Consider the following 17424-nt stretch of genomic DNA (forward strand, 5'->3'; position numbering starts at 1 on the left):
GGCCCGCGGCCCCGCGTTCAGGCGCCGGAAGGCGGCGGAGCGGCGGCGCGGTGGCGGGCGGCCTTGGCCATGTAGTTGTCCGGCGTGCGGGCGAACGTCGCCCGGTCGGCGTCGGTCAGCTCGCGCACGACCTTTCCCGGCACCCCGGCCACCAGCACCCCGGCGGGGATGCTCTTGCCCGGCGTGACCACGCAGCCCGCCGCGACGAGCGAGCCCGCGCCGATCGTCGCGCCGTTCAGCACGACCGCGCCGATGCCGATCAGCGCCCCGCTCTCGACCCGCGCCCCGTGCACGACGGCGCGGTGGCCGAGGCTCACGCGGTCCGCGAGGACGGCGGGCAGCCCAGGGTCGGCGTGCAGGCAGCAGAGGTCTTGGACGTTGCACTCGTCGCCGACCTCGATGGCCTCGTCGTCGCCGCGCAGCACCGAGCCGTACCAGACGCTCGTGCCGCGCCCGAGCCGCACGCGGCCCACCACGACGGCCGTCGGGGCCACGTACGCCTCGGGATGGACGACGGGGGCGGCGTCGCCGAGCGCCGCGATGTAGGGCGAGGCCGGGGATGTTCCCGGGCCGGAGAAGGGGCGCTCGCTCATGTCAAAGATGATCTCACGTGGCACTCCTCCGGTTTCCGCCCTTACTCGCGGCAGGGGCTCATCCGACCGGAAGAGGTCAGGCCGTTCGGGTTGCGGACTTGGGCGGATGGCAGGAAAGTCGTGTCCGACGTGTCGTTACCGAAGCACGACCCCCACTCGATTCACGACCCCCAGGGCTCAGCCATGACGAACCAGCACGACAGCTTTCCCGACATGATGCACGAGGACCTCGGCTTCGAGGTGGTGATGCGTGGATACAGCCGCCGGCAGGTCCACGATCACATGGTCCGGACTCGCAACCAGATTCGCGACCTCGAGGAACGGCTGGCACGCGCCATCGATCAGGCCGAGCAGGGCCGTGTCGAGCTCGCGGAGGCCCGGCGCCGCCTGGCCGAGGCCCCGCAGGACTACGACGAACTGGGCCAGCGGCTGAGCCAGATCCTCAAGCTCGCCGAGGAAGAGGCCATCTCCAAGCGCGAGACCGCCGACGCCGAGGCGGCCAAGGTCCGCGAGGAGGCCGCCGCGGAGGCCGAGCGCATCCTCGCCGCCGCCCAGGCCGAGGCCGAGCGCCGGGTCGCCGAGGCCACCAACGCCGCCGAGCGGCTGCTGGCGCAGGCCGGATCGGACGCCGAGGAGACCCTGGGCGCCGCGCGCGCCGAGTCCGACGAGACGCTGCGCAACGCGCGCGCCGAGGCCGACCGCACGCTCACCGCCGCTCAGCGCGAGGCCGAGCGCCTGGTGACGGAGGCCGGGGCGCAGGCCGAGGCGACGATCGGCTCGGCCAACGCCGAGGCCGAGAGCACGCTGAAGGCCGCGCGCGCCGAGGCGAGCGACACGCTGGCCGACGCGCGGCAGCGCGCCGCGTCCCTGGACGAGCACACCGGCAAGAGGGTGACCTTCCTCACCGACACCCACACCGAGGTCATGCGCCGGCTCGGCGAGATGGGCTCGGTGCTGACCGACCTGCTGCGGCACGAAGGGGCGGCCGGGCCGCTGATCGACGAGGCCGCCGTGCTGCCGCCCGCGCCCTCGATCGACCCGGCCGAAGAGCGGGGCCAGAGCGGGTCGCCCGCGGCCGAGGAGCTCGACGCGGTCCGCGTCGTCCTGGACGACACCGGCGACGGTGACAGCGAGGGCACCGGCACCGACGTCCACGACGACGCGCGCGACGCGCGGCCAGGCGAGGACGCCGGGCCGGCGCAGGACGCCCGCACCGACCACGACGGCGTCCGTGACGGCCGTGACGGGCACGGCGAACCCGCCGAGCACGCCTCGCACGGCGACGACGGCCCGCACGGTGAGCAGACCCGGCACGGCCGGTACGGCGAGCCCGCCGGGCACGGCCAGGCCGGGCAGCAGGCGTCCGCGGGCCAGGGCGGGCACGACGTCTTCGCCGCGCACGCCGGGTACGACCCGCAGGGGGGCCACGGGCCGCGCCGCCCGCACGAGGCTCAGGACGACGGGTACGCGGGCTCGGTCTTCGGCGGCGGAGATCCGCAGGAGGCCGTGCGGGCGCTGGACGGGCGCGACGAGGCGCAGGTCGCCGGCGACGCCCGCCACGCGAACGACCACGACACGCCGAAGGGCCGCATCCGCGGCTTCTTCGAGGACGCCGAGATCAACTCCGGCCGCCCGGCCGACCAGTAGGGCGCTCGCGCCGTCGCCTGGCGGAAACCTCCGCCCCCGATCGGGTCGGAGGTTTCCGCGTTCCCTCTCGCCGGTGCGGGGGCGATCAGCTTTCCCGGTCGACGGCGCCGCCGGGCGGATCCCTGTCTTCCTCGTCGGAGGCGCCGGGCCTTCCGGTCTCTCCCCGGCCGGAGGACGTGCCGGTCGGTCCGGTTTCTCCCCAGCCGGGGGAGGCGCCGGGCGGTCCGGCCTCCCGATCGAGGGAGGAGATGCACTGCCGCTGCTCCACCAGCCGCTCGCGCAACCCCTCGGGATCGTCGGCGTCGATCGTCATCGCACAACCCGCGTCACGTTCACGTTCGGTGAGCAGGTGGTGCCGGGTGGCCCACCACCGTCCCGCGTCGCTCCTCCAGATCGTCCACTCGGGGAACTCCCGGGCGATTTCGGCGAGGTGCCGGTCGAACGACATCCCGTCCACCCTTCCCGCGGCGAGGGGCCAGGTTGGTACCTTCCTCCTTCACGTTGCGGGACATCTCTAGAGAAATCAATGTTCTGCTGGGACAGGTCAACCTAACGCTTGACATATCACCTTGACTCAGGCGTCGAAATCGTACTGAAGTACGTACGACGCCGCGTCCATGATCATGGTGTTCAGCTCGACCGCGCCGCCTCCGGCGGTGTAGGCGGTGCGGTGGACGACGATGACGGGCGTCCCTGCGGACAGGGCGAGCCGGCCGGCCTCCTCCGGCGAGGGCATCCGGGCGCGCACCTCCTCGGTGAAGTGCGCCGGCGCGTGCCCGAGGTCGCGCAGCCGCGCGTAGACGCCGCCGGGCCCGGTGTCCGACTCGACGATCGCCGAGCCCGCGACCAGTTCGGCCGGAAAGCAGGAGGCCGCGAGCTGCACGGGCCGGCCGTCGACGGAGTAGCGGCGCCGCCGCACCCACACCTCGTCGCAGGCCAGCACCCGCGCGGCGTCCTCGGCGGCCGGCTCCCTGGCGATCTCCAGGTCGTCGACCACGTAGGGCCGGCCGGCGGCGTCGCCGTCCCAGATGGCCCGGCCGGTGCCCCATTGGTCGCGGGCCAGGCGGCGGGAGCCGTGCCGCCGGATCGGCCTGAACTGCCGCACGTAGACCCCCGACCCCCGGCGCGGTACGGCCACGCCCTCGTTGATGAGCACCGACAGCGCCTGCCGCGCCGTGGCGCGGGCTATGCCGTACTCGGTCATGAGGGCGTTCTCGCCCGGTAAGCGATCCCCATCGCGGAATTCGCCCGCCTGGATCGCCTGGCGCAGGCGATCGGCGATGCGGCGATAGATCGGGGGTTCGTGAGGTACCGGGGATTGCATCACGCTCTATCACCCTCAGTCACCAACGCGGTCCGCGTCTCCAGAGAACTTGCCCCGCCTTGTCCACGATCGCACAGATACTCAGGTTGGTCTTGTGCTTCTTTTGCGCGGATCGTGCCTGTGTGGTGATCCCCGGGGGTTTTCGTGCTCCGGTTACCGTGGACCGGTCCCGACCGCCGCGCGCCCGGCCCGCCACGGCCGGGTCGCCAGAGCCGCCAGCACGGCGCCCGCCGCGTTGAGCAGGACGTCGTCGACGGAGGAGACGCGGCCGAGCCGCAGGCCGTACTGAAGGGCCTCGACGGCGGCCGACAGCGCCGCGGCGAGCAGGGCGACCCGCCACAGGGCCGTGAAGCGCGCGGAGCGCACCGGCAGCAGCGCGCCGAGCGCGGCGAAGACCAGCAGATTGCCGGTGACCTGCACGAACGCCGTCCCGAACGGGCCGTGCGCCAGTTCGGCGAGATCGCGCAGCGGCACCAGGCTGACGCCGGAAGCCGTGCCGGGGGTGAGGATCATCCACAGCCAGGGGGCGGTTCCTGCGACGATGAAGACGTCCGCGTAGGCGGTCCGCACGGGGTCGGGACGCCCCTCGCGGGCGCGCCGGCGGGCCAGCAGATGGGCCGTGGCGACGGCCGCCGGGAGCAACAGAAATGTAGCCAGGACGACAGAGCTCCACAGGTGCCATTCGCGCCACATGAGGGTCATCTTGCCGGATGACCGAGTCTTGACCGACCATGATCCACTGCCCTGCCGGGCCATGCCGGGTAACAGGAAGCTGGCTTCCGGGGAAGGGCCGCTCGCGGCGAACGCCCGCCTCCGGCGGCGGGCGGGCGTCACGCACGGTGAGAACGAGGCGCTGCGGACGGCGGCGGCCGGACCCGGGCGGAGGTCACCGGAGCGTATTGACAGGCGGCGCACGCGGACGCAGTCTGTTGCGCATAGCGAGTCAGGTTTCGCCATCATCAACCACAGGGGTGCCCGCCGCGTGAACACCTCCAGCCTGGTGGCCACCCTTCCCGGCCACCTGTACACCGACCAGGACGTCTTCGCCCTCGAGCAGCGGCGGATCTTCGAGGAGATGTGGTTCTGCGCGGCCCGCGCCGAGGACCTCGACGGCCCCGGCGCCTTCCGCACCGCCCAGGTCGGGCGCGAGAGCGTCATCGTCAGCCGGGCCAAGGACGGCTCGGTCCGCGCGTTCCTGAACGTCTGCCGCCACCGCGGCGCCCGCCTGTGCGCGGAGGAGTCCGGGTCGGTGGGCCGCGCCTTCCGGTGCTCCTACCACGCCTGGGCCTACGACCTGGACGGCAAGCTGATCGCCGCGCCGAACCTCAGCAAGATGCCCGACATCGACCGGGTCGAGTACGGCCTGGTCAAGGTGCACGCGCGCGAGTGGCTCGGGTATGTGTGGGTGTGCCTGGCCGACGAGCCGCCGTCCTTCGAGCAGGACGTGCTCGGCGCGGTCGTGACCAGGCTGGGCGACCTCGCGTCGATCGAGAACTACGGCGTCGAGAACCTCAGGGTCGGCCGCAGGATCGTCTACGACGTCCGCGCCAATTGGAAGCTCATCGTCGAGAACTTCATGGAGTGCTACCACTGCGCGACGATCCACCCCGAGCTGACCGAGGTGCTGCCGGAGTTCGCCGAGGGGTACGCCGCGCAGTACTTCGTCGGCCACGGCGCGGCGTTCGGCGGCGACATCCAGGGGTTCACCGTCGACGGCTCGCCGGGGGTCGACCGCATCCCGACGATCAGCGACGAGCAGGACCGCCGCTACTACGCGATCACCATCAGGCCGCAGGTGTTCGTCAACCTCGTCCCCGACCACGCCATCGTGCACCGCATGTTCCCGCTCGCGGCCGACCGCACGGTCGTGGAGTGCGACTGGCTGTTCCTGCCGGAGGTCGTGGCGGCCGGCACGGACATCGGGCCGTCCGTGGAGCTGTTCCACAAGGTCAACGAGCAGGACTTCGACGCGTGCGAGCGCTGCCAGCCGGCGATGGGCTCACGGGCCTACGCGCGCGGCGGCGTGCTGGTGCCGAGCGAGCACCACATCGCCGACTTCCACGAGTGGGTCGTCCGGCGCCTCGGCCGGCCGCGCTGACGCCGTTGCCCGGTGGCCCGTCCCCGGACGCGGCGCGGCCGGGAGGGCTAGCCGGAGAAGCCGAGGCGGTGGCTGATGTCGGCCGCGCCGCCGATGAGCACCGGGGCGATCTCGTGCATGCGCTCTTCGCTGAAGCGGTAGGCGGGCCCGGAGGCGCTGACGGCCGCCACCACCTCGCCGTCGTAGGAGCGCACGGCGGCGGCCACGGCGTTCAGCCCGATCTCGTACTCCTCCACCGTGACGGCGTACCCGCGCGTCCTGGCCTGCTCCAGCTGGGGCAGCAGGTCGCCGGCGGAGGTGATGGTGGCGGGGGTGTAGCGCGTGAGGCCGGCGGCGGCCAGCAGCCGGTCGCGGTGGCGCTCGTCCAGGTGGGCGAGCAGCACCTTGCCGCTGGAGGTGGCGTGCAGCGGGGTGAGCTGGCCCACCCAGTTGTAGGCGGTGACCGCCGACGGGCCGCGCACCTGGTCGAGGTTGACCGCGTAGTGGGACCGCACGACGGCGAGGTTGACGGTCTCGCCGATCTCCTCCGCCAGGCGGCGGCAGACCGGGCGTCCCTGCTGGGTGAGGTCGAGGCGGGCGGCGACCCCGCCGGCCAGGCGGATGACGCCGAAGCTGAGGCGGTACTTGCCGCGGTCCTCGGCCTGCTCGACGAGGTTCCTGGCCTCCAGGGCGCCGAGCAGCCGGAAGGCGGTGGACTTGTGGACGCCGATCTCGGCCGCGATCTCGCTGACGCCGGCCTCGCCGCGCTGGGAGAGGATCTCCAGCACGGTGATGGCGCGGTCGACCGACTGCACGCCGGCCGAGGAATCGTTGCCCATAGGTGGGGACTGTAGGGCGTCGGCTCACCGGCGTCCATTTGCGCCGCCGACGCGCCACGACCGGCACATGGTTGCGGATGCCGCAACCATGTGCGTCAATCGCTACAAGCAACGCGCGCCTTTTCTCCGCATATGCCAGTTATGGCGAAGAGAGCGAGACGAGGGTTATATGTACGACTTCGTCATCGTCGGTGGTGGCTCGGCCGGATGCGCCCTGGCGAACCGGCTGTCCGCCGATCCCTCGGTCCGGGTGCTGGTCCTGGAAGCGGGACGCTCGGACTTCCCCTGGGACGTCTTCATCCACATGCCGGCCGCGCTGATGTTCCCGATCGGCAGCCGGTTCTACGACTGGAAGTACGAGTCGGAGCCCGAGCCGCACATGAACGGCCGCCGCATCTACCACGCGCGCGGCAAGGTGCTCGGCGGGTCGAGCAGCATCAACGGCATGATCTTCCAGCGGGGCAACCCGCTCGACTACGAGCGCTGGGCGGCCGACCCGGGCATGGAGACCTGGGACTACGCGCACTGCCTGCCGTACTTCAAGCGCATGGAGAACTGCACCGCCGACCCCGGCACCGCCTTCCGCGGCCATGACGGGCCGCTGGCGCTGGAGCGCGGACCCGCGGACGGCCCGCTGTTCGCCGCCTTCTTCGAGGCCGTGCGGCAGGCCGGGTACCCGCTGACCGACGACGTGAACGGCTACCGCCAGGAGGGCTTCGCGCCGTTCGACCGCAACATCCGCCGCGGCCGCCGCCTGTCGGCCGCGCGCGCGTACCTCCACCCGGTCAAAAGGCGCCCCAACCTGACGGTGAAGACCCGGGCGTTCGTGACCCGCGTGCTGGTGGAGCGCGGGCGCGCCGTCGGCGTGGAGTACAACGGCCGCACCGTGCGGGCGGGCGAGGTCATCCTGTGCGGCGGCGCGATCAACACTCCCCAGCTGCTCCAGCTCTCCGGCATCGGCGCGGCCGGCGAGCTGTCGGCCGCGGGCGTGCGCCCCGTCCACGACCTGCCGGGCGTGGGCGAGAACCTCCAGGACCACCTGGAGGTCTACGTGCAGTACGCCTGCGGGCGGCCGGTGTCGATGCAGCCGGCGATGAAGTGGCGCAACCGGCCGTGGATCGGCGCCCAGTGGCTGTTCCTGCGCAAGGGCCCGGGCGCCACCAACCACTTCGAGGCGGGCGGCTTCGTCCGGGGCAACGACGAGGTGGCCTACCCGAACCTGATGTTCCACTTCCTGCCGGTCGCGGTGCGCTACGACGGCTCCGCCCCGGCCGGCGGGCACGGCTACCAGGTGCACATCGGGCCCATGTACTCCGACGCGCGCGGCTCGGTGAAGATCCGCGACGCCGACCCCCGGACGCGGCCGGCGCTGCGCTTCAACTACCTGTCCACCGAGCAGGACCGGCGCGAGTGGGTGGAGGCCGTCCGGGTGGCCAGGGACATCCTCAACCAGCCGGCCATGGGGGAGTACAACGCGGGCGAGCTGTCGCCCGGCCCGTCGGTGCGAACCGACCAGGAGATCCTGGACTGGGTAGCCCGCGACGCGGAGACCGCCCTGCACCCCTCGTGCACGGCCCGCATGGGCGTCGGCGAGGGGGCCGTCGTCGACCCGCTGAGCATGCGGGTGCACGGCCTGGAAGGGCTGCGCGTGGTCGACGCCTCGGTCATGCCGTACGTGACCAACGGCAACATCTACGCGCCGGTCATGATGGTGGCGGAGAAGGCCGCCGACCTCATCCGCGGTGACACGCCGCTGCCGCCCGAGCCGGTGGAGTTCTACCGGCATCCCGGCCGCGCCTCGGCGCCGTCGTCCCGGTGACCAGGGCGGGCGTCGCCATCACCTCGGCGCCGGCGCGGCGGTGCGTCTTTCGGTCGCCAAGGGAAACGCGGCAAGCCTTGACCTCGGCGGCGTACCGGAGGGACGATCTGTTCCTCGTTGAGCATTCGGATGCGTGATACGCAACTGAATTCGCGAACGGAGAGGTCCGTGGCGGAGCCCTGCCCCGGGGTCCGCCCCGGATGGCCGGTCCCCGTCCCCCGAACCGCGAGGTGACCATGACCGCGACGTCGCAGGCCGACCCCTCTCAGCCGCATGAGGCGGTGACCCTCGACGTCCGCGGCCTGTGGAAGGTCTTCGGCCCGCACGCCGGACGGGTGGCGGGCACGCCGCTCGCAGAGCTGTCGCGGGCCGAGCTGAAAGAGCGCACCGGCTGCGTCGCCGCGGTGCGCGACGTCTCCTTCGCCGTGCGGCGCGGCGAGGTCTTCGTCGTCATGGGCCTGTCCGGCTCGGGCAAGTCGACGCTCGTGCGCTGCCTGACCCGGCTGGTCGAGCCGACCGCCGGCGAGGTGCGGCTGGACGGGCAGGACATCCGCAAGGCCGGCGACAGGCAGCTGCGCGAGCTGCGCCGCCACCGGTTCGCCATGGTGTTCCAGCACTTCGGGCTGCTGCCGCACCGGCGGGTGCTGGACAACATCGCCTACGGCCTGGAGATCCAGGGTCAGGGCAGGCAGGCCCGCTATCGGCGCGCCACCGAGATGCTCGACCTCGTCGGGCTGGCCGGGTATGGCGAGTCCTATCCCGACCAGCTCTCCGGCGGCATGCAGCAGCGGGTCGGCCTCGCCCGCGCCCTCGCGGTGGACCCGGAGGTGCTGTTCTTCGACGAGCCGTTCTCGGCCCTGGACCCGCTGATCCGCCGCGACATGCAGAACGAGGTCGTCCGCCTGCACCGCGAGGTCGGCAAGACGATGATCTTCATCACGCACGACCTGAGCGAGGCGCTGAAGCTCGGCGACCGCATCCTGGTCATGCGCGACGGCGAGATCGTCCAGGTCGGCACCCCGGACGAGGTGGTGGGCGCCCCCGCCGACGACTACGTCAGGGAGTTCGTGAGCGACGTGTCCCGCGCGGACGTGCTCACCCTGCGCTGGATCATGCGCCCGCCCGAGGACGGCGACGCGCTGGACGGCCCCGAACTCGGCCCCGACGTCGTCATCAAGGAGGCCGCGCGCACCGTCCTGCGCGCCGACCGGCCCGTGCGCGTGGTCGCGGACGGCGAGCTGCTCGGCGTGGTCGGCGGCGCGGAGATGCTGGAGGTGATCGCCGGGTGACCGCCGGCCTCGCGGCCCGCCGGCCGGTGTGGTCCCGCCCCTACCTGATGCTCGGCGGCATCCTCGCCGCCTGGATCGCGCTGTGGGTCGCCTTCCGCGGCCAGGCCACGCTGCCGCTGGACGGGGCCGAGCTGACCCCGCTGCACGTGCGCATCGGCCAGGCCGCCGAGGCCGTCGACAACAGCCGCCACGACAACCCGCTGTTCCTCTACTTCGTCGACTACGCGCGGCTGTTCATCGACGACCTGGTCGCCTTCATCCAGGCCCTGATCAGCAGGCCCTCGTTCGGCCGCCCGGTGCCGGTGATCGGCTGGCTCGGCGTGGTGGGCATCGCCGGGGCGGTCACCCTGCTGTACGGCAACGTCCGGGTCGCGCTGCTGACGGTCGCCGGGTTCGTCTCCTTCGGGCTGCTCGGCCTGTGGCAGGAGAGCATGGACACGCTGGCGCTGACGACGGCCGCCGTGCTGCTGTCGCTGGCGGCCGGCATCCCGCTCGGCGTCTGGGCCGGGCTGAGCGACCGGTTCGACCGCCTGGTCACCCCGGTGCTCGACTTCATGCAGACCATGCCGACGTTCGTCTACCTGGCGCCCCTGACGCTGTTCTTCCTGATCGGACCGGCCAGCGCCACCGTGGCGACGATGATCTACGCGATCCCGCCGGCGATCAGGATCACCTCGCACGCGATCAGGCAGGTGCCCCGCGAGACCGTGGAGGCCGGCGTCTCGCTCGGCTCGACGCCCTGGCAGCTGCTCGCCAAGGTCCGGCTCCCGCTCGCCAAGCGCACCATCATCGTCGGCGTCAACCAGACCGTCATGGCCGCGCTGTCCATGGTGACGATCGCCGCGCTCATCGACGCGCCGGGCCTGGGCAAGACCGTGCTGAAGGCCCTGGAGACGCTGGACGTCGGCACCTCGTTCAACGCCGGCCTGGCCATCGTCGTCATGGCGATCGTGCTCGACCGCGGGGCCTCGGCGGCCGGGCGCCGCGTCGAGACGGCCCGCCGCGCCGGGCGCGCCGGCCGGCCGCTCCTGCGCCGCGTCCAGGTGGCCGCGGTCCTCGCCGTCACCGCCGTGCTGGTCTACCTCTCGCACGTCTACGTGTGGGCCGCGGAGTTCACCAGCGAGGCCGACCTCGGGTCCTACGTCCGCCGGGGCGCCGACGCCGCCGGGCAGTGGGCGCAGGCCGACCTGTACGTCTACACCAACGGCCTGAAGAACCTCATCACCTACAGCCTGCTGAACCCGTTCGAGGCGGTGCTCACCGGGTCGCCGTGGTGGCTGGTGCTCCTGGTCGTCACCGCGGCCGCGCTGGTGGTCGCGACGCCGCGGGTGGCGCTGGTGTGCGCCGCCTGTCTGGCCCTGCTGGTGGCGCTCGGCCTGTGGCAGGACGCGATGGTGACGCTGGCCTCGACGCTGGTCGCCGCCGTGCTGGTGATGCTCCTCGGCGTCGTGGTCGGCGTGTGGATCGGCCGGGACGACCGCGCGGACCGCGTGATGCGCCCGCTGCTGGACGCCGGCCAGACCATGCCCGCGTTCGTGTACCTCGTGCCCATCCTCGGGCTGTTCGGCGCGACCCGGTTCACCGCGATCCTCGCCGCGGTCGTGTACGCCGCGCCGGTGGCGATCAAGCTGGTCGCCGACGGCGTCAGGGGCGTGTCCGCCGGGGCGGTGGAGGCCGCGACGGCCGCCGGGTCGAGCACGTGGCAGATCATCTCCAAGGTGCAGGTGCCGATGGCGCGGGGCGCGATCGCGCTGGCCGCGAGCCAGGGCCTGTGCTATGTGCTGGCCATGGTCGTGGTCGGCGGGCTGGTCGGCGCGGGCGCGCTCGGCTACGACGTGGTGTCGGGGTTCTCGCAGCTGCAGCTCCGCGGCAAGGGCCTGGCCGCGGGCCTCGCCATCGTCGTGCTCGGCACCATGCTCGCCGCCGTCACCAAGGCCCTGCGACCGCGTGAGGCTCGCGGAGCCCGCGGCGCCCGGGGAGTTCGGACATCGCCCGTCACGGGTGCGCAACGGCCGCCAGAGGCGGCCTTCTGATAGGAGGACCCTGGTGGATGTTTCGAGGACGGTCCCGAGGACCGCGCGGCCGAGGGCGGCCGTACTGGTGGCGGCCGTCGGTCTGCTGGCCTCCGCGTGCGGCGGGGCGAAGGTGGGGGAGACGCCGGCGGCCTCCGAGGCAGGATCCTCGGCGAAGAAGGCGTGCGGGGCCGTCAACATCGCCATCAACCCGTGGGTCGGCTACGAGGCCAACGCGGCCGTGATCGCGTACGTGGCCGAGAAGGAGCTCGGCTGCCAGGTCACCAAGAAGGACCTCAAGGAGGAGGTGGCCTGGCAGGGCTTCGCCACCGGCGAGGTCGACGCGGTCGTGGAGAACTGGGGCCACGACGACCTGAAGAAGAAGTACATCGAGGACCAGAAGGTCGCCGTCGAGGCCGGCCCGACCGGCAACCAGGGCGTCATCGGCTGGTACGTGCCGCCGTGGATGGCCGAGAAGTACCCCGACATCACCGACTACAAGAACCTGGACAAGTACGCCGACCTGTTCAGGACCTCGGAGTCCGGCGGCAAGGGCCAGCTGCTGGACGGCGACCCGTCCTTCGTCACCAACGACGCCGCGCTGGTCAAGAACCTCGGCCTGAACTACAAGGTCGTGTACGCGGGCAGCGAGGCGGCGCTGATCACCGGGTTCCGGCAGGCGGAGGCGCAGAAGAAGCCGATGCTCGGCTACTTCTACGAGCCGCAGTGGTTCCTGTCGGAGGTCAAGCTCGTCAAGGTGGCCCTGCCGCCCTACACCGAGGGCTGCGACGCCGACGCGGCCAAGGTGGCCTGCGACTACCCGCCGTACGAGCTAGACAAGATCGTGAGCAAGAAGTTCGCCGACTCGGGCAGCCCGGCCTACGAGCTGGTGAAGAACTTCACCTGGACCAACGACGACCAGAACCTCGTGGCCAAGTACATCTCCGAGGACAAGATGTCCGCCGAGGACGCCGCGAAGAAGTGGGTCGCCGACAACCCCGGCAAGGTGAAGGCGTGGCTGCCCGCCGGCTGAGCCGCTCTTGACACTCCCCGGGCGGCCGGTCACGCTTGTTGCGGATGGCGCATCCCGTCTCAGCATGCGCAACAGAGGAGCGGCGTATGACAGGCCCCCGGGTCGTCGTCATCGGAGCGGGCGTGGTGGGCGCGGCCCTCGCCGACGAACTGTCCGCCCGCGGCTGGGACGACGTCACCGTGGTCGACCAGGGCGGGCTCCCGGCCGCCGGCGGGTCCACCTCCCACGCGCCCGGCCTGGTCTTCCAGACCAACCCGTCCAAGACCATGACCGAGCTGGCCCGCTACACCGTCGAGAAGCTCCTGGCACTCGGCTGCTTCCTGCAGGTCGGCGGCCTGGAGGTGGCCACCACCCCGCAACGGCTCGCCGACCTGCGCAGACGGCACGGCTGGGCGACCGCCTGGGGCCTCACGGCCCGGCTGCTCACCCCCGAGGAATGCGTACGCCACCACTCGCTGCTCGACCCCGCACGGGTGCTCGGCGGCCTGTACGTCCCGACCGACGGCATCGCCAGGGCGGTGCCCGCGGTGGAGGCGCAGCTCGCCCGCGCCCGCGCGCGCGGCGTACGCGTCCTGGACCGGCACGAGGTGCTCGACGTCCGCGCGGAGGGCGGCCGGGTGAGCGCCGTGCTCACCGACCGGGGGGAGATCCCCGCCGACGTCGTCGTGTGCTGCGCCGGCATCTGGGGGCCCAAGGTCGCCGCCATGGCGGGCATGAACCTCCCGCTCACGCCGCTCGCCCACCAGCTCGCGTGGACCGGCGCCGTGCCGGCCCTGCGCGGCCGGACGGACGGCGGGAACGGCGGGAACGGCGGGAACGGCGGGGTCGACGCGGTCGGCGGGGGGACGCCTCGCGAGGCGACCCGGCCGATCCTGCGGCACCAGGACGCCGACCTGTACTACCGGGAAAGGCACGACCGGCTGGCCGTCGGCTACTACGGCCACCGCCCGATGCCGGTGCGGCCCGAGGACATCGCGCCGGTCGGCGCGGCGCAGGTGATGCCGTCGGTGACCCCGTTCACCCCCGACGACTTCGCCCCCGCCTGGGAGGAGACCCGCTCCCTGCTCCCGGCCACCCGCGAGGCGAAGATCGAGGAGGGCATCAACGGGCTGTTCTCCTTCACCACCGACAACATGCCGCTGCTCGGCGAGTCCGCCGAGGTCAAGGGCTTCTGGGTCGCCGAGGCGGTGTGGGTAACCCACTCGGCGGGCGTGGCGCGCGCCATGGCCGAATGGCTGGTCGACGGCCACTGCTCGTCGTTCGACCTGCACGAGTGCGACGTCAACCGGTTCGAGCCGCACCAGCTCGCCCCCGAGTACGTGCTTACCCGCGACTGCCAGAACTTCGTCGAGGTCTACGACATCATCCACCCGCTCCAGCCGCCGGAGAACCTGCGGCCGCTGCGCGTCGGCCCCTTCCACGTGCGGCAGCGCGAGCTGGGCGCCGTCCCGCTGGAGGCCTCGGGATGGGAACGCCCGCAGTGGTACGGCGCGAACGCCGCGCTCGCCGAGGGCAGGGACATCCCGGCGCCCGGTGAGTGGGCGGCGCGCTACTGGTCGCCCATCGTGGGCGCGGAGGCGCTGGCGTCCCGCGAGGGCGTCGCCCTGTACGACATGACCGCGCTCAAGCGGCTGGAGGTCGCGGGCCCCGGCGCGGCGGCGTTCCTCACCCGCATGTCCACCGGCGAGGTCGACAAGCCGGTCGGCACGGTCACGTACTGCCTGCTGCTGGACCACGACGGCGGCATCCGCGGCGACGTCACCGTCGCCCGCCTCGGCCGCGACCTGTTCCAGGTCGGCGCCAACGGCAACCTCGACCTCGACTGGCTCGCCCGCCACCTGCCCGCCGACGGCTCGGTCACCGTCAGGGACCTCACCCCTGGCACCTGCTGCGTCGGCGTCTGGGGGCCGCGCGCCCGCGACCTGGTGGCGCCGCTCACCCGCGACGACTTCTCCGCGGAAGGCTTCCGGTACTTCCGCGCCAAGCGGGCCTACATCGGCGCCGTGCCGGTCACCGCGCTGCGCCTGTCCTACATCGGCGAGCTGGGCTGGGAGCTGTACACGACCGCCGACATGGGCCTGAAGCTGTGGGACACGCTGTGGGAGGCCGGGCAGGCGCACGGCGTCATCGCCGGCGGGCGCGGAGCGTTCACCAGCCTGCGCCTGGAGAAGGGCTACCGCTCCTTCGGCGCCGACATGACCTACGAGCACGACCCCTACGAGGCCGGCCTCGGGTTCGCCGTCAAGATGGGCAAGGGAGACTTCATCGGCAGGGCGGCGCTGGCCGAGCGCGAGGCGTCGGTGCGCCGCCGGCTGACCTGCCTGACGTCCGACGACCCCGCCGACGTGGTGACGGGCAAGGAGCCGGTGTACGACGGCGACTCGTGCGTGGGGTACGTCACCAGCGCGGCGTACGGGTACACCGTCGGCAAGGCCATCGCCTACGCCTGGCTGCCCGCCGACCTGGCGGTCCCCGGCCGGCGGGTCCACATCGGCTACTTCGGCAGGCGCGTCCCCGCCGTCGTGGCGCGGGAACCGCTGTTCGACCCGGCCATGAAGCGGCTGCGCGGGTGAGGGGCCGCACGCTCCCCGCGCCGCCCCACGGGCCGGCGCGGACGGGACGCCCTGGCCGCGGGGCGATGGGCCGCTGGACGACGGAACGCCGCGGCGCGGTGACGACGGGAGGACGATGACCGACCCTGCCCACCTCGCCGGGCCCGGCGACGGCGCCGCCCTGTGGCGCGGCCCCGCCGAACCGGACGCCTCCTACGACGTCGTCATCGTCGGCGGCGGCGGCCACGGCATCGCCACCGCCTACTACCTGGCCAAGAACCACGGCATCACCAACGTCGCCGTGCTGGAGCGCGGCTGGCTGGCCGGCGGCAACATGGCCCGCAACACCACGATCATCCGCTCCAACTACCTGTGGGACCAGAGCGCCGGCATCTACGAGCACGCGCTCAAGCTGTGGGAGGGCCTGGAGGAGGAGCTCGGCTACCGGCTGCGGTTCAGCCAGCGCGGCGTGCTCAACCTCGCCCACAGCCTGCAGGACGTGCGCGACGGCGTGCGCCGCGTCAACGCCAACCGGCTCAACGGCGTGGACGCCGAATGGCTCGGCCCCGAGCAGGTCAAGGAGATCTGCCCCATCGTCGACATCCGGCCCGACGCCCGCCATCCCGTGCTCGGCGCCACCTACCAGCCCCGCGCCGGCATCGCCAAGCACGACCACGTCGCCTGGGGGTACGCGCGGGCCGCCGCCGCGCTGGGCGTCCACTTCGTCGAGCACTGCGAGGTCACCGGCATCGAGGTGACCGGCGGGCGCGTCCAGGCCGTCCAGACCACGCGCGGGCGCGTCGCGGCGGGCCGGGTGGCGCTCAGCGCGGCCGGGCACTCGGCCGTCGTCGCCGGGATGGCCGGGCTGCGGCTGCCGATGCAGAGCCACACCCTCCAGGCGCTGGTCTCCGAGCTGCTCGAACCGGTGCACCCGACGGTCGTCATGTCCAACGCCGTCCACGTCTACGTGAGCCAGGCGCACAAGGGCGAACTCGTCATGGGCGCCGGCATCGACGCCCCGAACTCCTACCGCCGGCGCGGCGCCTTCCACATCATCGAACGGCAGATGGCCGCGGCCCTGGAGCTGTTCCCCATCTTCGCCAGGGCGCACGTGCTGCGCACCTGGGGCGGGGTGGTCGACGTCACCCCGGACGCCTCGCCCATCGTCGGGCTCACCCCGGTCGGCGGCCTGTACGTCAACTGCGGCTGGGGCACCGGAGGCTTCAAGGCGACGCCCGGCGTCGGCTGGTGCTACGCGCACACCATCGCGAGCGACGAGCCGCATCCGCTCAACGCGCCCTTCGACCTCGGACGATTCACCACCGGCGCGCTCGTGGACGAGCACGGCGCCGCCGCCGTGGCCCACTGAAGGAGCACCTGCCTGCGATGCTGCTGATCCCTTGCCCGTGGTGCGGGCCGCGTGACGAGGCCGAGTTCCGGTACGGCGGGCAGGCGGGCGTCGCCTACCCGGCCGACCCGGGCGCGCTCACCGACGAGGAATGGGCGCACTACCTGTTCTTCCGCGACAACCCCGAGGGCCCGTTCCGCGAACGCTGGCACCACGCCGTCGGCTGCCGCCGCTGGTTCGACCTGACCCGGGACACCGCCACCAACGACATCCTCCCCGACGACGCGCCCACCCCCGGCGCCTCCACCTCCGGCGCCTCCCCCCTCAGCGCCTCCACCTCCGGCGGCGCTCCCATCCCCGGCGCTGCTCCCATGCCGGGCGGCCGTCCTGGTTCCGGGGACGGGCGATGACCGGGCGGCGCAGGGACGGGCACGCGGGCGAGGTGCTGCGGTTCAGCTTCGACGGCCGGCCCTACGAGGGGCGCCGAGGCGACACGCTCGCCTCGGCGCTGCTCGCGGCGGGCGTGCGCCGCGTGGGCGTCAGCGTCACGCTCGGCCGCCCGCGCGGCGTCTTCGGCTCCTGGACCGAGGAACCCAACGCCGTCGTCCAGATCGACCACCCCTACTCCGAGCCCATGGTGCAGGCCACCACGGTCCCGCTGCGCGACGGCCTGGCCGCCTCCGGCCTCGCCGGCCGCGGCCGGCTGTCCCCGGAGCCGGACACGGCACGCTACGACGCCACGCACGCCCACTGCGACGTCCTGGTGGTGGGCGCGGGACCGGCCGGGGTCGCCCCGGCCCCCGCCACCCCCGCAAGCGGAGCACCAGGGGTCCTCGCCGACAACCCCCCCCCACCCAGTCTCACCCCCCAACAGCCCCCAACAACCAACCC

15 protein-coding genes are annotated in these 17424 nt (G+C 72.8%); 10 read left to right on the forward strand and 5 right to left on the reverse strand.

Features of this window, described 5'->3' with window-relative positions; all coding sequences use genetic code 11:
• Window positions 1–17: 17 nt before the first annotated feature.
• Window positions 18–593: a gamma carbonic anhydrase family protein gene (locus ACZ6QO_RS34670; protein WP_465857197.1), complete on the reverse strand. Its 576-nt coding sequence runs from the start codon at window positions 591–593 to the stop codon at window positions 18–20.
• A gap of 183 nt (window positions 594–776) precedes the next feature.
• Here ACZ6QO_RS34670 and ACZ6QO_RS34675 point away from each other — a divergent pair, with 183 nt between their 5' ends.
• Entirely contained in the window at window positions 777–2240 is a 1464-nt protein-coding gene (locus ACZ6QO_RS34675; protein WP_465857199.1) for a hypothetical protein, read from the forward strand.
• A gap of 85 nt (window positions 2241–2325) precedes the next feature.
• On the opposite strand, the gene ACZ6QO_RS34680 is transcribed toward ACZ6QO_RS34675, so the two are convergent.
• The 3 genes from ACZ6QO_RS34680 to ACZ6QO_RS34690 form a co-directional block, all read right to left on the reverse strand.
• Complete coding sequence (locus ACZ6QO_RS34680; RefSeq protein ID WP_465857201.1) at window positions 2326–2688, reverse strand: hypothetical protein; 363 nt, start codon at window positions 2686–2688, stop codon at window positions 2326–2328.
• 126 nt (window positions 2689–2814) lie between these two features.
• Complete coding sequence (locus tag ACZ6QO_RS34685; RefSeq protein WP_465857246.1) at window positions 2815–3564, reverse strand: GntR family transcriptional regulator; 750 nt, start codon at window positions 3562–3564, stop codon at window positions 2815–2817.
• Between the two features lie 153 nt (window positions 3565–3717).
• On the reverse strand, window positions 3718–4266 hold the full coding sequence (locus ACZ6QO_RS34690; RefSeq protein ID WP_465857203.1) for a VanZ family protein: 549 nt from the start codon (window positions 4264–4266) through the stop codon (window positions 3718–3720).
• A gap of 280 nt (window positions 4267–4546) precedes the next feature.
• Between ACZ6QO_RS34690 and ACZ6QO_RS34695 the strand changes: the two genes are divergently transcribed.
• Complete coding sequence (locus ACZ6QO_RS34695) at window positions 4547–5662, forward strand: aromatic ring-hydroxylating oxygenase subunit alpha (RefSeq protein WP_465857205.1); 1116 nt, start codon at window positions 4547–4549, stop codon at window positions 5660–5662.
• Between the two features lie 47 nt (window positions 5663–5709).
• Here ACZ6QO_RS34695 and ACZ6QO_RS34700 read toward each other — a convergent pair whose 3' ends face one another.
• Window positions 5710–6480, reverse strand: coding sequence for an IclR family transcriptional regulator (locus ACZ6QO_RS34700; RefSeq protein ID WP_465857207.1), 771 nt, complete (start codon window positions 6478–6480; stop codon window positions 5710–5712).
• A gap of 169 nt (window positions 6481–6649) precedes the next feature.
• On the opposite strand from ACZ6QO_RS34700, the gene betA reads away from it, so the two are divergent.
• The 8 genes from betA to ACZ6QO_RS34740 all read left to right on the forward strand — a co-directional run.
• Window positions 6650–8299: a choline dehydrogenase gene (gene betA, locus ACZ6QO_RS34705; protein WP_465857209.1), complete on the forward strand. Its 1650-nt coding sequence runs from the start codon at window positions 6650–6652 to the stop codon at window positions 8297–8299.
• Between the two features lie 236 nt (window positions 8300–8535).
• Complete coding sequence (locus tag ACZ6QO_RS34710; protein ID WP_465857211.1) at window positions 8536–9588, forward strand: quaternary amine ABC transporter ATP-binding protein; 1053 nt, start codon at window positions 8536–8538, stop codon at window positions 9586–9588.
• Window positions 9585–11621: an ABC transporter permease subunit gene (locus ACZ6QO_RS34715; RefSeq protein ID WP_465857213.1), complete on the forward strand. Its 2037-nt coding sequence runs from the start codon at window positions 9585–9587 to the stop codon at window positions 11619–11621. Before ACZ6QO_RS34710 ends, ACZ6QO_RS34715 begins: the two co-directional genes overlap by 4 nt.
• A 13-nt stretch (window positions 11622–11634) precedes the next feature.
• Entirely contained in the window at window positions 11635–12633 is a 999-nt protein-coding gene (locus ACZ6QO_RS34720) for an ABC transporter substrate-binding protein (RefSeq protein WP_465857215.1), read from the forward strand.
• Between the two features lie 86 nt (window positions 12634–12719).
• The gene (locus ACZ6QO_RS34725) at window positions 12720–15206 is read left to right on the forward strand and encodes a GcvT family protein (RefSeq protein ID WP_465857217.1); all 2487 of its coding nucleotides are present in this window, start codon (window positions 12720–12722) and stop codon (window positions 15204–15206) included.
• Between the two features lie 115 nt (window positions 15207–15321).
• Window positions 15322–16554, forward strand: coding sequence for a sarcosine oxidase subunit beta family protein (locus tag ACZ6QO_RS34730; protein ID WP_465857219.1), 1233 nt, complete (start codon window positions 15322–15324; stop codon window positions 16552–16554).
• A 17-nt stretch (window positions 16555–16571) separates the two neighbouring features.
• Entirely contained in the window at window positions 16572–16943 is a 372-nt protein-coding gene (locus ACZ6QO_RS34735) for a sarcosine oxidase subunit delta (RefSeq protein WP_465857221.1), read from the forward strand.
• Window positions 16940–17424: 2Fe-2S iron-sulfur cluster-binding protein (locus tag ACZ6QO_RS34740; RefSeq protein WP_465857223.1), on the forward strand; the 485-nt coding region annotated here is incomplete at its 3' end. The genes ACZ6QO_RS34735 and ACZ6QO_RS34740, both read left to right, overlap by 4 nt.

Source organism: Sphaerisporangium sp. NPDC049457 (assembly GCF_055586705.1).

What these genes read in the sequence shown, in the direction of transcription:
- ACZ6QO_RS34670 (WP_465857197.1), bottom strand. Translation starts at nt 593, where the DNA reads ATGAGCGAGCGCCCCTTCTCCGGCCCGGGAACATCCCCGGCCTCGCCC.
- ACZ6QO_RS34675 (WP_465857199.1), top strand. Translation starts at nt 777, where the DNA reads ATGACGAACCAGCACGACAGCTTTCCCGACATGATGCACGAGGACCTC.
- ACZ6QO_RS34680 (WP_465857201.1), bottom strand. Translation starts at nt 2,688, where the DNA reads ATGTCGTTCGACCGGCACCTCGCCGAAATCGCCCGGGAGTTCCCCGAG.
- ACZ6QO_RS34685 (WP_465857246.1), bottom strand. Translation starts at nt 3,564, where the DNA reads ATGCAATCCCCGGTACCTCACGAACCCCCGATCTATCGCCGCATCGCC.
- ACZ6QO_RS34690 (WP_465857203.1), bottom strand. Translation starts at nt 4,266, where the DNA reads ATGACCCTCATGTGGCGCGAATGGCACCTGTGGAGCTCTGTCGTCCTG.
- ACZ6QO_RS34700 (WP_465857207.1), bottom strand. Translation starts at nt 6,480, where the DNA reads ATGGGCAACGATTCCTCGGCCGGCGTGCAGTCGGTCGACCGCGCCATC.
- betA (WP_465857209.1), top strand. Translation starts at nt 6,650, where the DNA reads ATGTACGACTTCGTCATCGTCGGTGGTGGCTCGGCCGGATGCGCCCTG.
- ACZ6QO_RS34710 (WP_465857211.1), top strand. Translation starts at nt 8,536, where the DNA reads ATGACCGCGACGTCGCAGGCCGACCCCTCTCAGCCGCATGAGGCGGTG.
- ACZ6QO_RS34725 (WP_465857217.1), top strand. Translation starts at nt 12,720, where the DNA reads ATGACAGGCCCCCGGGTCGTCGTCATCGGAGCGGGCGTGGTGGGCGCG.
- ACZ6QO_RS34730 (WP_465857219.1), top strand. Translation starts at nt 15,322, where the DNA reads ATGACCGACCCTGCCCACCTCGCCGGGCCCGGCGACGGCGCCGCCCTG.
- ACZ6QO_RS34735 (WP_465857221.1), top strand. Translation starts at nt 16,572, where the DNA reads ATGCTGCTGATCCCTTGCCCGTGGTGCGGGCCGCGTGACGAGGCCGAG.